Here is a 15210-nt window from a genome sequence, read left to right as displayed (position 1 = left end):
AGAGCGTCAGAAAGTGTGAAGAAGGTGGAAAAAATCAATATTTATCACTTTTTCATCAATTCGCGCTGGACAAATGTCACCGCAATTGCTGTACTACACGTCGACACAGTTTAGTGTCCATTTTTCATGTAAAGGTAATATAGATGTCCAAGATCAAAGGTAACGTTAAGTGGTTTAATGAGTCGAAAGGCTTCGGTTTCATTACTCCAGAAGATGGCAGCAAAGATGTATTCGTACACTTCTCTGCAATCATGAGCAATGGTTTCAAAACTCTGGCTGAAGGTCAGCGTGTAGAGTTCGAAATCACTGACGGCGCTAAAGGCCCATCTGCTGCTAACGTTATCGCTCTGTAAGTTAACAGTTAGAATTCTGAAAACCCGCCTAATGGCGGGTTTTTTTTCGCCTTAATTTTACATCTGCCACCAGGTGTGCGCATAGGCCAGCACGGCAGCGATCGCGACGCTGGTAGCGATAAGTTCATTCAACGTACGTGGGACTAAATTTTTCATGGCTTATGCCTCGGAAATTCATTTCCTCCAGCATGGCAAAGCCAGGTTAAGCCAACCTTAAATTGCCGTGACACTCCGATGACAAGGCACATTCTGCGGCGTATCTCACAGATAATCCCAGTAACATTCTCATAACAATCCTTACTTGCAGCTTTTTGCTGAACAACGCTATATAACTGCAGTCAGGGACTCATGAGGAGGCAGGATGAACATACGTCAGGCACAAGCAAAAGACAGTTTTGCGCTGAGTGCGCTGTTAACGGAGTTGGGTTACAGCGGCACGGAAAAATTTATTGATTCACGTCTGGCCCAATTGTGTAGCCATCCCGATGAGATATTGCTGGTGGCGGAGCATGGCAATCAGGTGTTGGGCTTTCTGTCACTGCATTTCATTCCACAACTGGCCCTCTCTGGCGACTTCGCGCGTATTAGCTATTTCTGCATTGCCGAGGGCGAACGCAGCAAAGGCAGTGGGCAGCAGCTGCTCAATCACGCTGAGCAGCTGGCGATAAAACGCGGATGCGACCGCATGGAAGTGCATTGCCATTCATCGCGCCTTAAAGCGAATCAGTTTTACTCGCGAGAAGGCTATGTAGAGTCACCCCGCTATCACATCAAAGATCTGGGGTAGTTTTCAGTTCTCGACCTGAGGCGATGACGATAGCGTCTGCGATGCTGTCCAGTTGTTCGAACGGCAATAACGCGGCGCTGACGCGAATAAATTGCCGACTGTTAATGCTACAGCGCTCACCGGGCAGCACGGCAATGCCACGTGCAGCTAAGGTAATCATCGCGTACTGTTCTGACTCCACCGGAATCAGAACACTGAGCCCATCACGCTCTTCCAGCACCATTCCACGAGCCGCCAGTGCCGCGAGCAGCTGTTGGCGGCGCTGTGCATAGGCGGTTTTTGCCTGCTGGATGCACCGTTGCGTGGTGTCATCAGTCAGCATCCATGCCACGGCGTCTTGCAAAATTCGACTGGTCCAGCTCACGCCAAAGTTACGCCATGACTGTAATCGTTTCACCATATCTGCCGTACCGGACAGCACTGCCAGCCGGAGATCCGGGCCATAGGCTTTGGAGAACGAGTGGACGTGGATAACGCGTTCCGGGAAGTGAAAGCCCAGGCTCCAGACCGGCCAGCGTGACAGGTCGCCGATGCCGTCATCCTCCACAATCAGGATGTTGCTGTTTGCCAACACGCGGGCCAGTTCGGCGCTGCGGCGCTGGGTGACACTGTGCCCTGTTGCTGAATGGGTGCGCGGCTGATAGATAAACATGGCCGGTGACTTTTGCAGATGCGTGGTTAATACGGCAGGCAGTGGGCCTTGCTCGTCACAGGGCAGCGGTAAAATTTCTGCGCCGATATTATCCAGCATATCCAACAGGCGTGTGGCAGTCGGATCTTCGATGATGACCCGATCGCCAGGCGACAGCAAGGTTTGCACGATCAGGTTCATGGCATCAAATCCGCCATCGGTGGCGAGCCAGGCCTGTGCCGGATAGGGCCAGCGCGGCTGGATCGCAGCCTGTAACTGCGGCGAGATCGCCTCACGTTGATAGCTGTTGAGATCGGTTGAGGTAATGCCCGCCAGCATCGCCTGTCTGAGGTCCGGTAGCAGCGCAGGGTCCGGCGACGCCATCGCCAGTGACGCTTTAATGTTTTCACCGTAATTGCCAATTTTTTCAAAGCGAATCGGGCGGGGCAGCACGCTGTTGCCACAGACCCAGACACCACTGCGACCTTTTCCCGCCAGCACTTTCTGCTTCTTCAACTGCGCCCAGGCAGCAGATACGGTTGCCGGGCTGACGCCCAACCGTTCTGCCAGTTCACGTACCGCCGGCATCTGCATACCCACCGCGATTTCCCCGTCACGAATCAGAGTTGAAGTGGCGTGAGTAATCCCCTTCACCGAAGCGTCATCAATCTGTTGGCTAAGCCACTCTACATCTACATTTTGCGTCATAAGAAAATCATTTGTTCAGTAACAAAGAATTGATTGTTCAGATTAGTATTCGCGTTTTAGACTCAATTTCAAGCACTATTTGATTAAAAAATAAACAATGCCTTGGCTGGCAGAAAACGGGGAAGTACAGATATGGTAACCATCAGACTGGCGGTGCGTGACTGGGATTATTTTACCCCGCTAGCACTCGGCGATATCAAACCAGAAGGCTTTACGCTGGAGATTGACCGCGTAGGTACGCTGGTCGATAACCTCGCAACCAGCGACAAATACGATGCGGGTGAAGTCTCCTTCAGCCGCTATGCTCAGGCATGTGCCAGAGGTGACTACGCGTTGCTGGGCCTGCCGCACTTCCTGATGCGGGGCTTTCGTCAGCGCTGCATTATCACCACCGCTGACAGCCCCATCACCACGCCTGCACAGCTAAAAGGCAAAAAGATTGGTGTCACGGGATGGCAGGATTCCGGCAATACCTGGACGCGTACCGTACTGCGTGAAGCGGGTGTGGAAATTGATGATGCCTACTGGTTTGCAGGCCGTTTGACCGAAGATCACCCGATTGTGGACCGTCTGGCGGGCTTTGGCCGTCCGGGCCGCATCGAGCCTGCTCCGGGTGAGCGACCGCTGATCGACCTGCTGAAAGCGGGCGAGTTGGATGCGGTATTCACGCCGTTTATGCCTGAGGGCTTCTTCCTGAAAGACTCCGGTTTACGTCAGCTGCAGGCCGACTTTGCCACTGCCGAGCGCGACTACTTTAACCGCGTTGGTTATGTGCCTGGCATTCACATTTTGGCGATGAAACCGGCGTTGGCAGAAGCGCATCCCTGGTTGCCACAGGCCTTAAGCGAGATTATCGATCGGTCGTACCAGATGTGGATGAAGAAACGTGAGAAGTATGCGGATACCACGCCGTGGTTGCTGGATGATTTGCGACGTACCGCGCAGGAATTACCGGCCGACTGGAATCAAAACGGATTCTCAACTAACAAAAAGATGATCGCCGATTTTGCCAACGAGCTGTTCCAACAAGGCTTAACCAAAACATTGCTGACGCCGGAAGCGATTTTCCCGGCCGTCGCGAAAGGGGAGTGATGATGAAAGTTGCAATGGGACAGTTTGCTGTCAGCCGTGAATGGCAGGAAAACACCGATATTTGCATCGGTCTGATGAACAATGCGCTGGCGGGTGGCGCAGATTTGCTGGTACTGCCTGAAGGCGTGCTGGCGCGTGATATTGCCGACCCAGACCTGGTACTGAAAGCGGCACAGCCTCTGGATGGCCCTTTTGTGACGCAACTGCTGGCGGTGAGCAAGGGTAATGACTTAACCACCATGATGAGCGTGCACGTGCCAACTGAAGGCAACAAAGCGTTGAACGTGCTGATTGCCATCCGTAACGGCGAAATCATTGCCGCTTACGACAAATTACACCTCTACGATGCCTTTGCGATGCAGGAATCTCAGCGCGTCAATCCAGGGAATGTGATCCCTCCGCTGGTTGAAGTTGCAGGGATGAAAGTGGGCCTGATGACCTGCTACGACGTGCGTTTCCCGGAGCTGGCGCGTCGCCTGGTGCTGGATGGCGCAGACGTGCTGGTGCTGCCTGCCGCATGGGTGAAAGGTCCACTGAAAGAGATGCACTGGGAGTTGCTCTGCACCGCACGCGCCCTGGAAAACACCTGCTACATGGTGGCCGTGGGCGAATGTGGCCCGCGCAACATCGGTAACAGCCTGGTGGTTGATCCGCTGGGTGTGGCCATTGCTAAAGCGCCTGAGTCTGCCGCGCTGGTGTTTGCCGACCTCGATCCACAACGCATTGCTTACGCCCGCAGCGTATTACCGGTGCTGGAAAACCGCCGTTTTGCACGTCCTGAATTGAAACCACTTTGATAGACTTTGGGGAAACTGGCCAATGAAAACACTTGCAACCGCTATCGCGCTGGCTCTGGGCCTGACCGTAAGCGTCGTTCAGGCAGCGGATGCCATCCCAACGCAGAAAGTTGATCAGGCTTTACACGATCGTCTGCCTGCTGAGATTAAAAGCGCTGGAAAAATGATTTCGGTAAACAACGGATCATTCCCTCCCTATGAGATTGTGAATGGCCCTCACTCAATGGATGGCGCGTCTGCCGACCTGACCGAGGCGCTGGCACAGCTGCTCGGCGTGAAAATTGAACATGCTACCGTCAGCGGATTGTCTGGCGTATTGGCAGGCATCAATTCAGGTCGTTACCAGATGGCGATTGGCCCGATTGGTGACTATCCGGACCGCCAGCAGAAAGTTGATTTTATCGACTTCGTGCAGGAGTTCGTGGTGTTCGGCGTGCAGAAGGGCAACCCAGCGAAGATCAATGGTCTTGAGGACACCTGCGGTAAACGCATTGCGGTGATGGCGGCGGGTTCGGCAGAGCAGGTGATTCGTAAGCAGTCCGATGCTTGTGTGGCTGCGGGCAAACCAGCGGTGCAGGTGCAATCCTTCACCGACCAGCCGTCATCGATTCTGGCGGTACGTTCAAAACGTTCCGACGCATTCTTCTCGTCACAAGCGCCGCTGACTTACTTCATCGAGCAGGCGAATGGCCAACTCGAGTTGTCGGGTAAAGGGCAGAAAAACGGTTTCGGCGATATCTTCCAGGGCACTGTGGTGCCGAAAGGCTCCGAGCTGGGCAATGTGGTGCTGGATGCCTATAAAGAGCTGTTTGCCAACGGCACTTATGCGGCGATCATGAAAAAATGGAAACTCGACGGCAATATTCTGCAGCAGCCGGGACGTAATCTGGCGCAGGGGACGGCAAAATGAGTCCGCTCAACCACAATACGCGAGCCAGGGATAAGGCCGACGTGCAGCAGCGCGATGTGGCTTTTGCCCGCAGTGCGCCCACCTATGGGCGCTGGATCTCCTGGATTGTGGTACTGGTGATTGCTGCTAACTTTCTCTGGTTAGTGGCGACCAATCCCAATTTTGAGTGGAAAGTGGTGCTGCAGTGGTTCACTGAAGGCTCGGTGATGAAAGGGCTTCAGGTGACGCTGGGCCTGACGGTGGTCTCAATGATCCTCGGGACGCTGTTAGGTTTGGTGTTAGGGGTGTGGCGACTGTCGGATAACAAGTTGTTGAGTGGTATCTCTTCCCTCTACATCTGGTTTTTCCGTGGAACGCCGCTGCTGGTGCAGCTGATTTTTTGGTACAACCTTTCAACGCTGTTTCCGTCCATTTCCATCACCGTGCCCTGGACGGACATCACCTTTGCTCACTGGAATACCAACGATCTGATCACGCCGTTAACGGCTGCGATCGCTGGTCTGGCACTGAATGAGGCGGCTTATATGGCCGAGATCATTCGCGCAGGGTTGCTGTCAGTGGACAATGGACAGGTGGAAACCACCCAGGCATTTGGTATGAGCCGCAGCCGTGCGCTGCGTCGCATCATCATCCCACAAGCCATGCGCTCGATCATTCCGCCAACAGGCAACCAGTTGATCAGCATGATCAAAGCCACCTCGCTGGTGAGTGTGATTGCGATGGGCGACCTGCTCTATTCTGTACAGGCTGTTTATAACCGTACCTTTGAAATTATCCCGATGCTGATGGTGGCAGTGATTTGGTATCTGTTCATCACTTCGATTCTCAATGTGGGCCAGTCCGCCATTGAACGTTACTACGCACGTGGTACTAAACGCACCGTGGTGATAAACAAACGCCGTGCTGCCAGTACCGATAAAGCGGTCGCCGCCGCACACCGACTGAAGGAGGATGTATGAGTGACGTTCAGCCGCTGGTCCGTGCGCGCAATGTGCAGAAGAGTTATGGCGATAATGAAGTACTGAAGGGTATCGATCTGGATGTGTTTCCGGGCGAGGTAGTGGTGATCCTCGGGCCTTCGGGATCGGGTAAATCGACTTTCCTGCGCTGCATTAACCATCTGGAAGATATGAATGCGGGCTCGATTATGGTGGGTGACGAGCAGATCGGTTACGAGCTGAAGCGCGGTATTCTGCACCGCTTGTCGGCACGCAAGATTGCCCATCAACGCCAGAAAATCGGCATGGTGTTTCAGCAGTTTAATCTTTACCCGCACATGACGGTGATGCAGAACATTATCGAAGCCCCGATTGGCGTGCATAAGTATCCGCGTCAGGAAGTGCTGCAGCATGCGCGAGAGCTGCTTTCAACCGTGGGCTTGAGTGATAAAGCCGATGCCTGGCCACGTCACCTTTCAGGCGGCCAGCAACAGCGTGTGGCGATTGCCCGTGCACTGGCGATCAAACCGGCGCTGATGCTGTTTGATGAGCCTACATCGGCGCTGGACCCAGAGCTGGTGGGTGAAGTGCTGGCCACCATGCGAACGCTGGCAGACCAGGGCTTGACCATGATTGTGGTGACGCACGAAATTGGTTTTGCGCGTGAAGCCGCTGACAGGGTGGTGTTTATGGATGGTGGTGTGGTGGTGGAGCAGGGCAGCCCGGAGCAGGTGATTGGCAATCCTCAGCATCCGCGTACCCAGGCATTTCTGAGCCGCTTTATTTAGTGCCACGCGCAGGTTGATCGTAATCTGTTACAGATTCCATTTGTGACAGGTGATAAACTGCGCGTTAATAGTCATGTATGTTTTTCGCTAAGGTTGAAAGGTAAAGTATGGAAGGTTTCAGCATTGCCAAACTGCTGATCATCGGTGCACTTATCGTACTGCTGTTTGGTACCAACAAGTTACGTTCACTGGGTGGCGATCTGGGTTCCGCAATCAAAGGCTTCAAGAAAGCCATGAAAGACGATGAATCCACCGCAACCAAAAGCACCGCTGAAGAAGCGCCGGCTGAACGCGTCAGTCACAAAGAGTAATTCCAACGTCGAACGTATATAAATGTAAATATTTATGACGTTAATAAAAAAACCAGACTGCTTCCAGTCTGGTTTTTGTTTTTCTGGCTGCCGAAAAAACGGCCCCAGGTCATTAGCCTGCGGCCAGAATGGCGGATTATTTTACTTCCAGACCTTTCGCCTGCATGTCTGCATGGTAAGAAGAGCGAACGAACGGACCGCAGGCGGCATGGGTAAAGCCCATCGCCATGGCTTCTTCTTTCATCTCATCGAACTCGGCTGGGCTGACATAGCGCTGTACCGGCAGATGGTGGCGGCTTGGCTGCAGGTACTGGCCGAGTGTCAGCATGGTGACACCATGACGGCGCAAATCGCGCATCACTTCAACAATCTCTGCATTGGTTTCACCCAGACCCACCATCAAACCAGACTTGGTCGGCACATCCGGATGGGCTTCTTTAAAGCGTTCCAGCAGTTTCAGTGACCAGTCGTAGTTGGCACCAGGACGCACCTGACGATAGACGCGCGGCACGTTTTCCAGGTTGTGGTTGAACACATCCGGTGGGGTTGCGGTCAGAATTTCCAGTGCGCGATCCATACGACCACGGAAATCAGGCACCAGCGTTTCAATCTTAATGCTTGGGCTTTTCTCGCGGATCGCGGTGATGCAATCGGCAAAGTGCTGAGCACCGCCGTCACGCAGATCGTCGCGGTCCACCGAGGTGATGACCACATAGCGCAATGCCATATCGGCAATAGTTTGCGCCAGCTTCAGCGGTTCGTTGGCGTCAGGCGCATTGGGGCGGCCATGCGCCACGTCGCAGAATGGGCAGCGACGGGTACAAATTGCGCCGAGGATCATAAAGGTGGCGGTGCCATGGTTGAAGCATTCGGCGAGGTTAGGGCAGGAAGCCTCTTCACACACCGAGTGCAGACCATTTTTGCGCATTGCGGCTTTGATTCCCTGAATGCGGCTGGAATCCGCAGGCAGTTTGATCTTCATCCACTCCGGCTTACGCAGAATTTCTTCACGCTCGACCATCACGGTTTTCACCGGAATCAGCGCCATTTTGTCGGCATCGCGATACTTGACGCCACGTTCCATCTGAATTGGTTTACTCATAAATCTGCAGGTTCCGGTCGGGATTGCGATTTGAAAGCTTCCTCACTCAAACTGAGAACCAGGCTTTCAACTTTATTTGAAAATATGGCAAAAATTATATCATCTCGTCTGCGTATAAGCAGCCGATAAGCCCGTGCAAAAGTTACAATTTTGTAAATCAGCACAGACAGTCAAGGTCAGACCGCTGATTCATTTTTCCACTCCAGCTGGCTAAAACCGGTTAATCGCGCGAAATGCTGCACCAGGCGCGGTTGCACATCGGCCGGAGTGACGCCGGGCTGGGTTGCACTGAGCTGGGTCATCTGCATGCCAGCATAGCCACACGGATTGATGCGTAAGAAGGGGGCGAGATCCATGGCCACGTTTAAGGCTAACCCGTGGAAGGAACACCCTTTGCGGATGCGCAGCCCCAGCGAGCAGATCTTGTCATCCCCCACATACACACCGGGCGCATCGGCGCGCGCCCGCGCGGAAATATCGTAGTCCGCCAGTGTACTGATTACCGTCTCTTCTAACGCCGTCACCAGTTCACGCACGCCCATTTTACGGCGTTTGACGTCAATCAGCACATACATGATTTGCTGACCAGGTCCGTGATAGGTCACCTGACCGCCGCGATCGCTTTGTACTACCGGAATGTCACCGGGCATCAACAGATGTTCTGCTTTACCGGCCTGGCCTTGGGTAAACACCGGGTGATGCTCCACCAGCCAGAGTTCATCGGCAGTGTGCGGGTCGCGTTGATCGGTAAACTGATGCATCGCATCGGAGACGGGCTGCCAGTCGCGCAGGCCCAGTTGACGAACAAGAAGCGTGTTAGCTGACAAAGCGGAAATCCGGTAAAGAGTGAAGGGCTGAGTATAACGCTGGCAAAGCTGCCTTTGCCAGCGTGGGTATTACAGAACCATACGCACGATTTCGATATTGCCTAACTCTTCGTAAAGGGTTTCAACTTGTTCGATATGCGTGGCGGTAATGGTGATGGAGACGGAGTGATAGTTGCCTTTGCTGCTGGGCTTCACCGCCGGGGTATAGTCGCCTGGCGCGTGACGTTGCACCACTTCAACCACTTGATCAACCAGCTCCGGTTGCGCCAGTCCCATGACTTTATAAGTGAAGGGGGTAGGGAATTCGAGCAGTTCATTCAGTTTGGTTTTCATGTTGACTCCGGTGCTTAACAGATAATTCGGGAGGCAAAAATGCGTCCCTTACGGGTGGTGCAAAAAAGTTAAAAAGGGAGGCCAGAAGGCCTCCCCTACACGTTTGATACGGGGATTGTATTTATATTGTACCAGACGGGCGTTTTTTCAAGCTGTTCTTAACCGAACCAGTGATGGAACATCAGTTTGATGTAATCAATGATACGACCGAAGAAGCCGCCTTCCTGCACTTCGTTCAGTACCACCAGCGGACGCTGTTCGATGGTTTTTCCATCTAACTGGAAGTTAATGCTGCCCACGACCTGATTTTTCTGCAGCGGTGCATGCAGTTCGGTGTTGTTCAGCACATAGCTGGCTTTCAGGTCTTTCATGCGGCCGCGAGGAATCGTCAGATAGGCATCTTTTTCCACGCCCAACTGCACACGATCGCTGTTACCGAACCACACTGGCTCAGAAGCAAACTCTTTACCCGCTTTCAGTGGTGCTACGGTTTCAAAGAAGCGGAAGCCCCAGGTCAGCAGTTTTTTGCTCTCGGTTTCACGGCCTTTATAGGTACGACCACCCATTACCGCAGAAATCAGACGCATCTGGCCTTCAGTAGCGGATGCCACCAGGTTGTAACCAGCGGCATCAGTATGACCGGTTTTGATACCGTCCACGTTCAGGCTGGTATCCCACAGCAAACCGTTACGGTTCATCTGTTTGATGTTGTTAAAGGTGAAATCTTTTTCACGGTAAACCGCGTATTCGTCCGGAACGTCACGAATCAGTGCCTGACCAATCAGCGCCATATCGCGTGGTGAGCTGTACTGACCTTCAGCATCCAGGCCGTGTACGGTCTGGAAGTGGGTGTTTTTCAGGCCCAGTGCGTTAACGTAGTTGTTCATCAGGCTAACAAAGGCGTCCTGGCTACCGGCGACATAGTCCGCCATTGCCACACAAGCATCGTTACCCGATTGCAAAACGATACCGCGCGTCAGCTGGGAAACCGGTACGCGATCGCCTGGTTTCAGGAACATCAGTGACGAGCCCTTGAACACCGGGTTGCCGGTTGCCCAGGCATCTTTCCCTACGGTGACGATATCATCGTTGTGGATTTTACCGGCTTTGACCGCTTGACCAATGACGTAGCTGGTCATCATTTTGGTCAGGCTGGCAGGATCGCGGCGTGCATCAGCGTTCTTTTCCGCCAGTACTTTGCCGGAGTTGGCATCCATCAGCACGTAAGCTTCAGCATCGATTTCCGGTACGCCCGGGATCATCGTCTTAAGATTAACATCATCCGCAAATGCGGCATGGCTGAGAGAGAGGGCGACCAGTGATCCCACTGTCAGGCGTTTCAGAAAACGAGAAGGTTTCAGCGTATTCATGTTAAGGACTACAACATCCGTGGGCTAAGAGTGAAAAAAGTGCCTTACTATAGCAAACGCCCGATCGGGCGACATCTTGCTTTGCAAATCAGTATCAGCGGTAAAATTGACTGCCCGTTACATTGACGGGCGGGCAGTGGTAATAAATGAGCTCATCTGTGCTTCAGTGGTCAGACGCTGCTGTAACGCTGCGGCTTCAGCTCGGCTTTTGTAACCCCCGAGCTGGATGCGATAGACATTACCGTTGGCCTCAACGCTGCCCGGCACACCAAAACGTTTGCCCAGGCTGGTGGCAAGTTGGCGGGCACGTGCCGCGTCATTGACGGCGCCGACCTGTACCACGTAACCGCTTCCAGCGTGAGCATTCTGACTCACGGGGGCAGCACTGGCCGCCACCGGCGCCGCAACTGCCGCAGGGGCAGGCGTGGCCGCGGGTTCACTGCCTTCCAGTACACCATTGGCTAACGGCTGTGGCGCACCAAGGAAACCGCTGCTTTGTACTGGCGCACCCATATTGCCGTTGCTTTGCAGCGTGCTGTTATCCACCGCGCGGACATCCTGCGGGGCTGGGGTTGGTGTGGCATTAGCGCTGCTGCCGCCCATCATCACCATGCCGCCGCCCAAGTCAGGGCGTGCGGGTAGGGCATAGCTCTGCTTAGCAACGGTAGTGCCAATGGTGCCAGGACCGGAAACCGAGCCATCCGGCGCGACTTTGATGTAATCCACACGTACGCGCGTGTTATTCGAGATGTTAAGACGATCGCCTGCGGCACGAGATAAATCGATAATCCGCCCCGGCGTATAAGGGCCGCGATCGTTCACGCGCACCACAATCTGACGACCGTTGGCGAGGTTAGTCACGCGCACATAGCTTGGCAATGGCAACGTCGGGTGAGCAGCAGTCATGGCATCCGGATCGTAAGATTCACCAATCGCAGTTCGATTGCCTTTAGCTTCGTCACCGTACCAGGTCGCCAGACCGATTTCGCTGTAATTCGACGGATCCTGAATCACGCGGTAATTTTTACCGTTAACGCTGTAATCCTGGCTGGTGGACGGATTGATCGGTTCATAGCGTGGCTCCACGCCTGGGATCTCAACCACCGGGCCGTTATAGGCCGGTTGTGGCGGTGCCGTGTTAGTCTGCTGTTCTGGAGTAGAACAGGCAGCCAGTACCAGTGATGCGAGTACAACCCCAAGCCAATCCTTACGCATGTGCAGCCTCTTAAACGCTTTTAGATAACATTTTTCGATGAGTATGGATCGACATCACGATGCCAAATCCGGCCATTAACACAATCAATGCCGATCCGCCGTAGCTCACCAGCGGCAGCGGTACGCCGACCACGGGTAAGATACCACTTACCATGCCAATGTTAACGAAAACATAAACGAATAAAATCAGCATCAAACCGCCGGCCATTACACGACCAAAAGTGGTTTGTGCACGGGCTGCGACAATCAGCCCGCGTAGAATCAGCAACAGATACAGGACCAGCAACAGCAACACCCCGACCAGGCCAAGTTCTTCCGCTAACACGGCAAAAATAAAGTCGGTGTGGCGTTCAGGGAGAAACTCAAGTTGCGACTGCGTGCCGTGCAGCCAGCCTTTACCGCGCAGCCCACCGGAACCTATCGCAATTTTTGACTGGATGATGTGATAGCCCGCGCCGAGTGGATCACTTTCTGGATCCAGCAGCATCATGACGCGGTCACGCTGATAGTCGTGCATCAGGAAGAACCACAGAACGGGAATGAACGCGGCAACCAGCAGCACAGCTACCGCGATCAGCTTCCAGCTCATGCCTGACAGGAACAGCACAAACAGACCCGAAGCGGCAATCAGAATAGATGTACCCAAGTCCGGCTGCGCCGCCACCAGCAGAGTTGGCATGAAAATCAGCACTAACGCGATGCCGGTATTTTTCAGGGTAGGGGGGCAGACATCGCGGTTGATAAAGCGCGCGACCATCAGCGGCACCGCAATTTTGGCTATCTCCGAGGGCTGAAAACGCACAAATCCGAGATCCAGCCAGCGCTGTGCACCCTTACTGATATGCCCAAAGGCGTCAACGGCCACCAGTAATATCACGCAGACAATATAGAGATACGGCGCCCAACTCTCATAGACGCGCGGTGGCACCTGCGCCATCACCAGCATGATAATCACGCCCATCGCGATCTGGCCGAGCTTACGCTCCATCATACCTGGGTCCTGGCCACTTGCACTCCAGATCACGATGGCGCTGTAGGTCAGTAGCGCGAGGATGATCAGCATAAAAATCGGGTCGATGTGGATACGCGTCCAGATCGATCGTTTCTGCGGGCTATCGTTCATGGACATCTTTATTCACCTTCGTAGCCAGGCGGCGTCGGTGCGGCTTCAGGCAGCACGGTATTGTTGTCGCCTAACATTATGTGGTCGAGAATCTGGCGCATTACAGTACCTACCGCAGGGCCGGCACCGCCGTTTTCCAGAATCATGGTGACCGCCACGCGCGGTTTGTCATACGGCGCGAAAGCCGTCATCAGTTTATGGTCGCGCAACCGCTCGGCAATCTTATGGGCGTTATAGGTTTCGTTCTCTTTCAAGCCGAAGACCTGCGCAGTACCTGATTTTGCGGCGATTTTATAAGGCGCGTCAGCAAAGCTTTTGTGTGCGGTCCCGTTAGGGCGGTTCGCCACGCCATACATACCGTCTTTGGCGATTTCCCAGTAGCCAGAGTGGATATCACCAATCGGGGCATCGGGTGGCTGACGATAAGGCACCATGGTTTGCCCTTCACGGGTGGCGCGCAGCAAGTGGGGCACTTTGATTACGCCATCGTTAATCAAAATCATCATTGCTTTGTTCATCTGTACGGGCGTCGCCGTCCAGTAACCTTGCCCGATGCCCACTGGGATGGTGTCACCCTGATACCAGGGCTTTTTAAAGCGCTTCAGTTTCCATTCGCGGGTCGGCATGTTGCCTGGGCTTTCTTGCGGCAGATCGATGCCGGTGCGATGGCCATAACCGAATTTGGTCATCCACTCGGACAGGCGATCAATGCCCATATCATAGGCAACCTGATAGAAGAAGGTATCCGCGGATTCTTCCAGCGATTTAGTGACGTTAAGCCGACCGTGTCCCCACTTTTTCCAGTCGCGGTAACGCTTTTCCGAACCTGGCAACTGCCACCAGCCGGGATCGAACAAACTGGTATTACGGTTAATCACGCCGGCACTGAGTGCGGACACGGCGACATAAGGTTTAACGGTGGATGCAGGCGGATAGGATGCCTGTAACGCACGGTTATAGAGTGGACGGTTCTCGTCACCCAGCAGTGCTTTGTAATCTTTGCTGGAAATACCATCGACAAACAGATTGGGGTCATAGCTTGGCGTCGACACCAGCGCCAGAATTTCACCGGTGCGTGGATCGCTCACCACCACTGCTGCGCGGCTGCCGGTCAACAGGGTTTCAATATACTGCTGCAGCTTGAGATCAACGGTGAGATAGATATCACGCCCAGCCTGAGGAGATTGTTCATGCAACTGGCGGATCACGCGACCACGGTTGTTAACTTCAACCTCTTCATAGCCGGTTTTGCCGTGCAGCACATCTTCGTAGTAGTTTTCGATGCCCAGCTTACCGATATCATGCGTTGCGGCATAGTTAGGCCATTTCCCTTCATCATCCAACCGTTTAACGTCACGATCGTTGATTTTTGATACGTAACCCACCACGTGAGTCAGGGTCTGGCCGTAAGGATAATAACGGCGCTGATAGCCTTTGACTTCCACACCGGGGAAGCGGTACTGGTTCACCGCAAAGCGCGCAACCTGGACTTCGTTCAGTGCGGTTTTCACCGGAATGGAGGTAAAGCGGCGCGAGCGCTTGCGCTCTTTCTCAAAGGCGTCGATGTCGTCGTCAGTCAGATCCAGCACCGGACGCAGGTCTTGCAAGGTCTGCTTAAGATCATCAACTTTTTCTGGCACCAGCTCCGCCTGATAGATCGTACGGTTCAGCGCCAGCGGCACGCCGTTACGGTCAAAGATGATGCCGCGGCTCGGTGCCACGGGCACCAGCTTGATGCGGTTTTCATTTGAACGGGTGCTGTAATCGTCGAAACGCAGGATTTGCAGGTGATAGAGGTTTACCACCAGCACGCTGGAGAGGAGAAAAATGCCAACAAAAGCCACCAGAGCCCGGCGGACAAAGAGTTTCTGTTCAGCAGTGTAGTCGCGAAAGGCGTTGCTCTGTAATTTCATCCGCTGCGTTTA

Annotated in this window: 16 protein-coding genes; 8 read left to right on the top strand and 8 right to left on the bottom strand. The window is 53.9% G+C overall.

Features of this window, described 5'->3' with window-relative positions; genetic code table 11:
* Positions 1–143 precede the first annotated feature (143 nt).
* Complete coding sequence (gene cspE, locus LK04_RS13455) at positions 144–353, top strand: transcription antiterminator/RNA stability regulator CspE (protein ID WP_034829024.1); 210 nt, start codon at positions 144–146, stop codon at positions 351–353.
* A gap of 361 nt (positions 354–714) precedes the next feature.
* The gene (locus tag LK04_RS13450; protein ID WP_039330537.1) at positions 715–1140 is read left to right on the top strand and encodes a GNAT family N-acetyltransferase; all 426 of its coding nucleotides are present in this window, start codon (positions 715–717) and stop codon (positions 1138–1140) included.
* Here the strand turns inward: LK04_RS13450 and LK04_RS13445 are convergent.
* Entirely contained in the window at positions 1124–2479 is a 1356-nt protein-coding gene (locus tag LK04_RS13445) for a PLP-dependent aminotransferase family protein (protein WP_039330536.1), read from the bottom strand. The genes LK04_RS13450 and LK04_RS13445 overlap by 17 nt on opposite strands.
* A 132-nt stretch (positions 2480–2611) precedes the next feature.
* On the opposite strand from LK04_RS13445, the gene LK04_RS13440 reads away from it, so the two are divergent.
* The 6 genes from LK04_RS13440 (at position 2612) to tatE (ending at position 7315) form a co-directional block, all read left to right on the top strand.
* A complete protein-coding gene (locus tag LK04_RS13440) occupies positions 2612–3571 on the top strand; it encodes an ABC transporter substrate-binding protein (RefSeq protein WP_039330535.1) in 960 nt (319 codons plus the stop codon).
* 2 nt (positions 3572–3573) lie between these two features.
* Entirely contained in the window at positions 3574–4368 is a 795-nt protein-coding gene (locus tag LK04_RS13435; RefSeq protein WP_039330534.1) for a deaminated glutathione amidase, read from the top strand.
* Positions 4369–4390: 22 nt separating this feature from the next.
* Positions 4391–5278: an ABC transporter substrate-binding protein gene (locus LK04_RS13430; RefSeq protein ID WP_039330533.1), complete on the top strand. Its 888-nt coding sequence runs from the start codon at positions 4391–4393 to the stop codon at positions 5276–5278.
* Positions 5275–6237 (top strand): amino acid ABC transporter permease, encoded by a 963-nt coding sequence (locus LK04_RS13425; RefSeq protein ID WP_039330532.1) that lies wholly within the window; start codon positions 5275–5277, stop codon positions 6235–6237. Before LK04_RS13430 ends, LK04_RS13425 begins: the two co-directional genes overlap by 4 nt.
* Complete coding sequence (locus LK04_RS13420; protein ID WP_039330531.1) at positions 6234–7004, top strand: amino acid ABC transporter ATP-binding protein; 771 nt, start codon at positions 6234–6236, stop codon at positions 7002–7004. Before LK04_RS13425 ends, LK04_RS13420 begins: the two co-directional genes overlap by 4 nt.
* A 107-nt stretch (positions 7005–7111) precedes the next feature.
* Positions 7112–7315 carry a twin-arginine translocase subunit TatE gene (tatE, locus tag LK04_RS13415; RefSeq protein WP_034829040.1) on the top strand — a complete coding sequence of 68 codons (204 nt, stop codon included), beginning with the start codon at positions 7112–7114 and terminating at the stop codon, positions 7313–7315.
* 136 nt (positions 7316–7451) lie between these two features.
* On the opposite strand, the gene lipA is transcribed toward tatE, so the two are convergent.
* The 7 genes from lipA to mrdA all read right to left on the bottom strand — a co-directional run bounded on the left by lipA (position 7452) and on the right by mrdA (position 15198).
* Positions 7452–8417, bottom strand: coding sequence for a lipoyl synthase (gene lipA / locus LK04_RS13410; protein ID WP_039330529.1), 966 nt, complete (start codon positions 8415–8417; stop codon positions 7452–7454).
* Between the two features lie 176 nt (positions 8418–8593).
* Positions 8594–9244, bottom strand: coding sequence for a lipoyl(octanoyl) transferase LipB (gene lipB / locus LK04_RS13405; RefSeq protein WP_039330527.1), 651 nt, complete (start codon positions 9242–9244; stop codon positions 8594–8596).
* Between the two features lie 69 nt (positions 9245–9313).
* Positions 9314–9577 (bottom strand): DUF493 family protein YbeD, encoded by a 264-nt coding sequence (gene ybeD, locus LK04_RS13400; protein ID WP_039330526.1) that lies wholly within the window; start codon positions 9575–9577, stop codon positions 9314–9316.
* 158 nt (positions 9578–9735) lie between these two features.
* Positions 9736–10947: a D-alanyl-D-alanine carboxypeptidase DacA gene (gene dacA / locus LK04_RS13395; protein ID WP_039330524.1), complete on the bottom strand. Its 1212-nt coding sequence runs from the start codon at positions 10945–10947 to the stop codon at positions 9736–9738.
* Between the two features lie 117 nt (positions 10948–11064).
* On the bottom strand, positions 11065–12162 hold the full coding sequence (gene rlpA, locus LK04_RS13390; protein WP_039330522.1) for an endolytic peptidoglycan transglycosylase RlpA: 1098 nt from the start codon (positions 12160–12162) through the stop codon (positions 11065–11067).
* Positions 12163–12172: 10 nt separating this feature from the next.
* Complete coding sequence (mrdB, locus tag LK04_RS13385) at positions 12173–13285, bottom strand: peptidoglycan glycosyltransferase MrdB (RefSeq protein WP_039330589.1); 1113 nt, start codon at positions 13283–13285, stop codon at positions 12173–12175.
* Between the two features lie 8 nt (positions 13286–13293).
* Entirely contained in the window at positions 13294–15198 is a 1905-nt protein-coding gene (gene mrdA / locus LK04_RS13380; RefSeq protein WP_039330521.1) for a peptidoglycan DD-transpeptidase MrdA, read from the bottom strand.
* Between the last annotated feature and the right edge of the window lie 12 nt (positions 15199–15210).

The organism is Pantoea vagans, from assembly GCF_001506165.1.
In the GTDB taxonomy this organism is placed as follows: domain Bacteria; phylum Pseudomonadota; class Gammaproteobacteria; order Enterobacterales; family Enterobacteriaceae; genus Pantoea; species Pantoea vagans_C.
The sequence above is the reverse complement of the archived record's forward strand: the minus strand, read 5'-3'. Positions and strand labels throughout refer to the sequence as shown.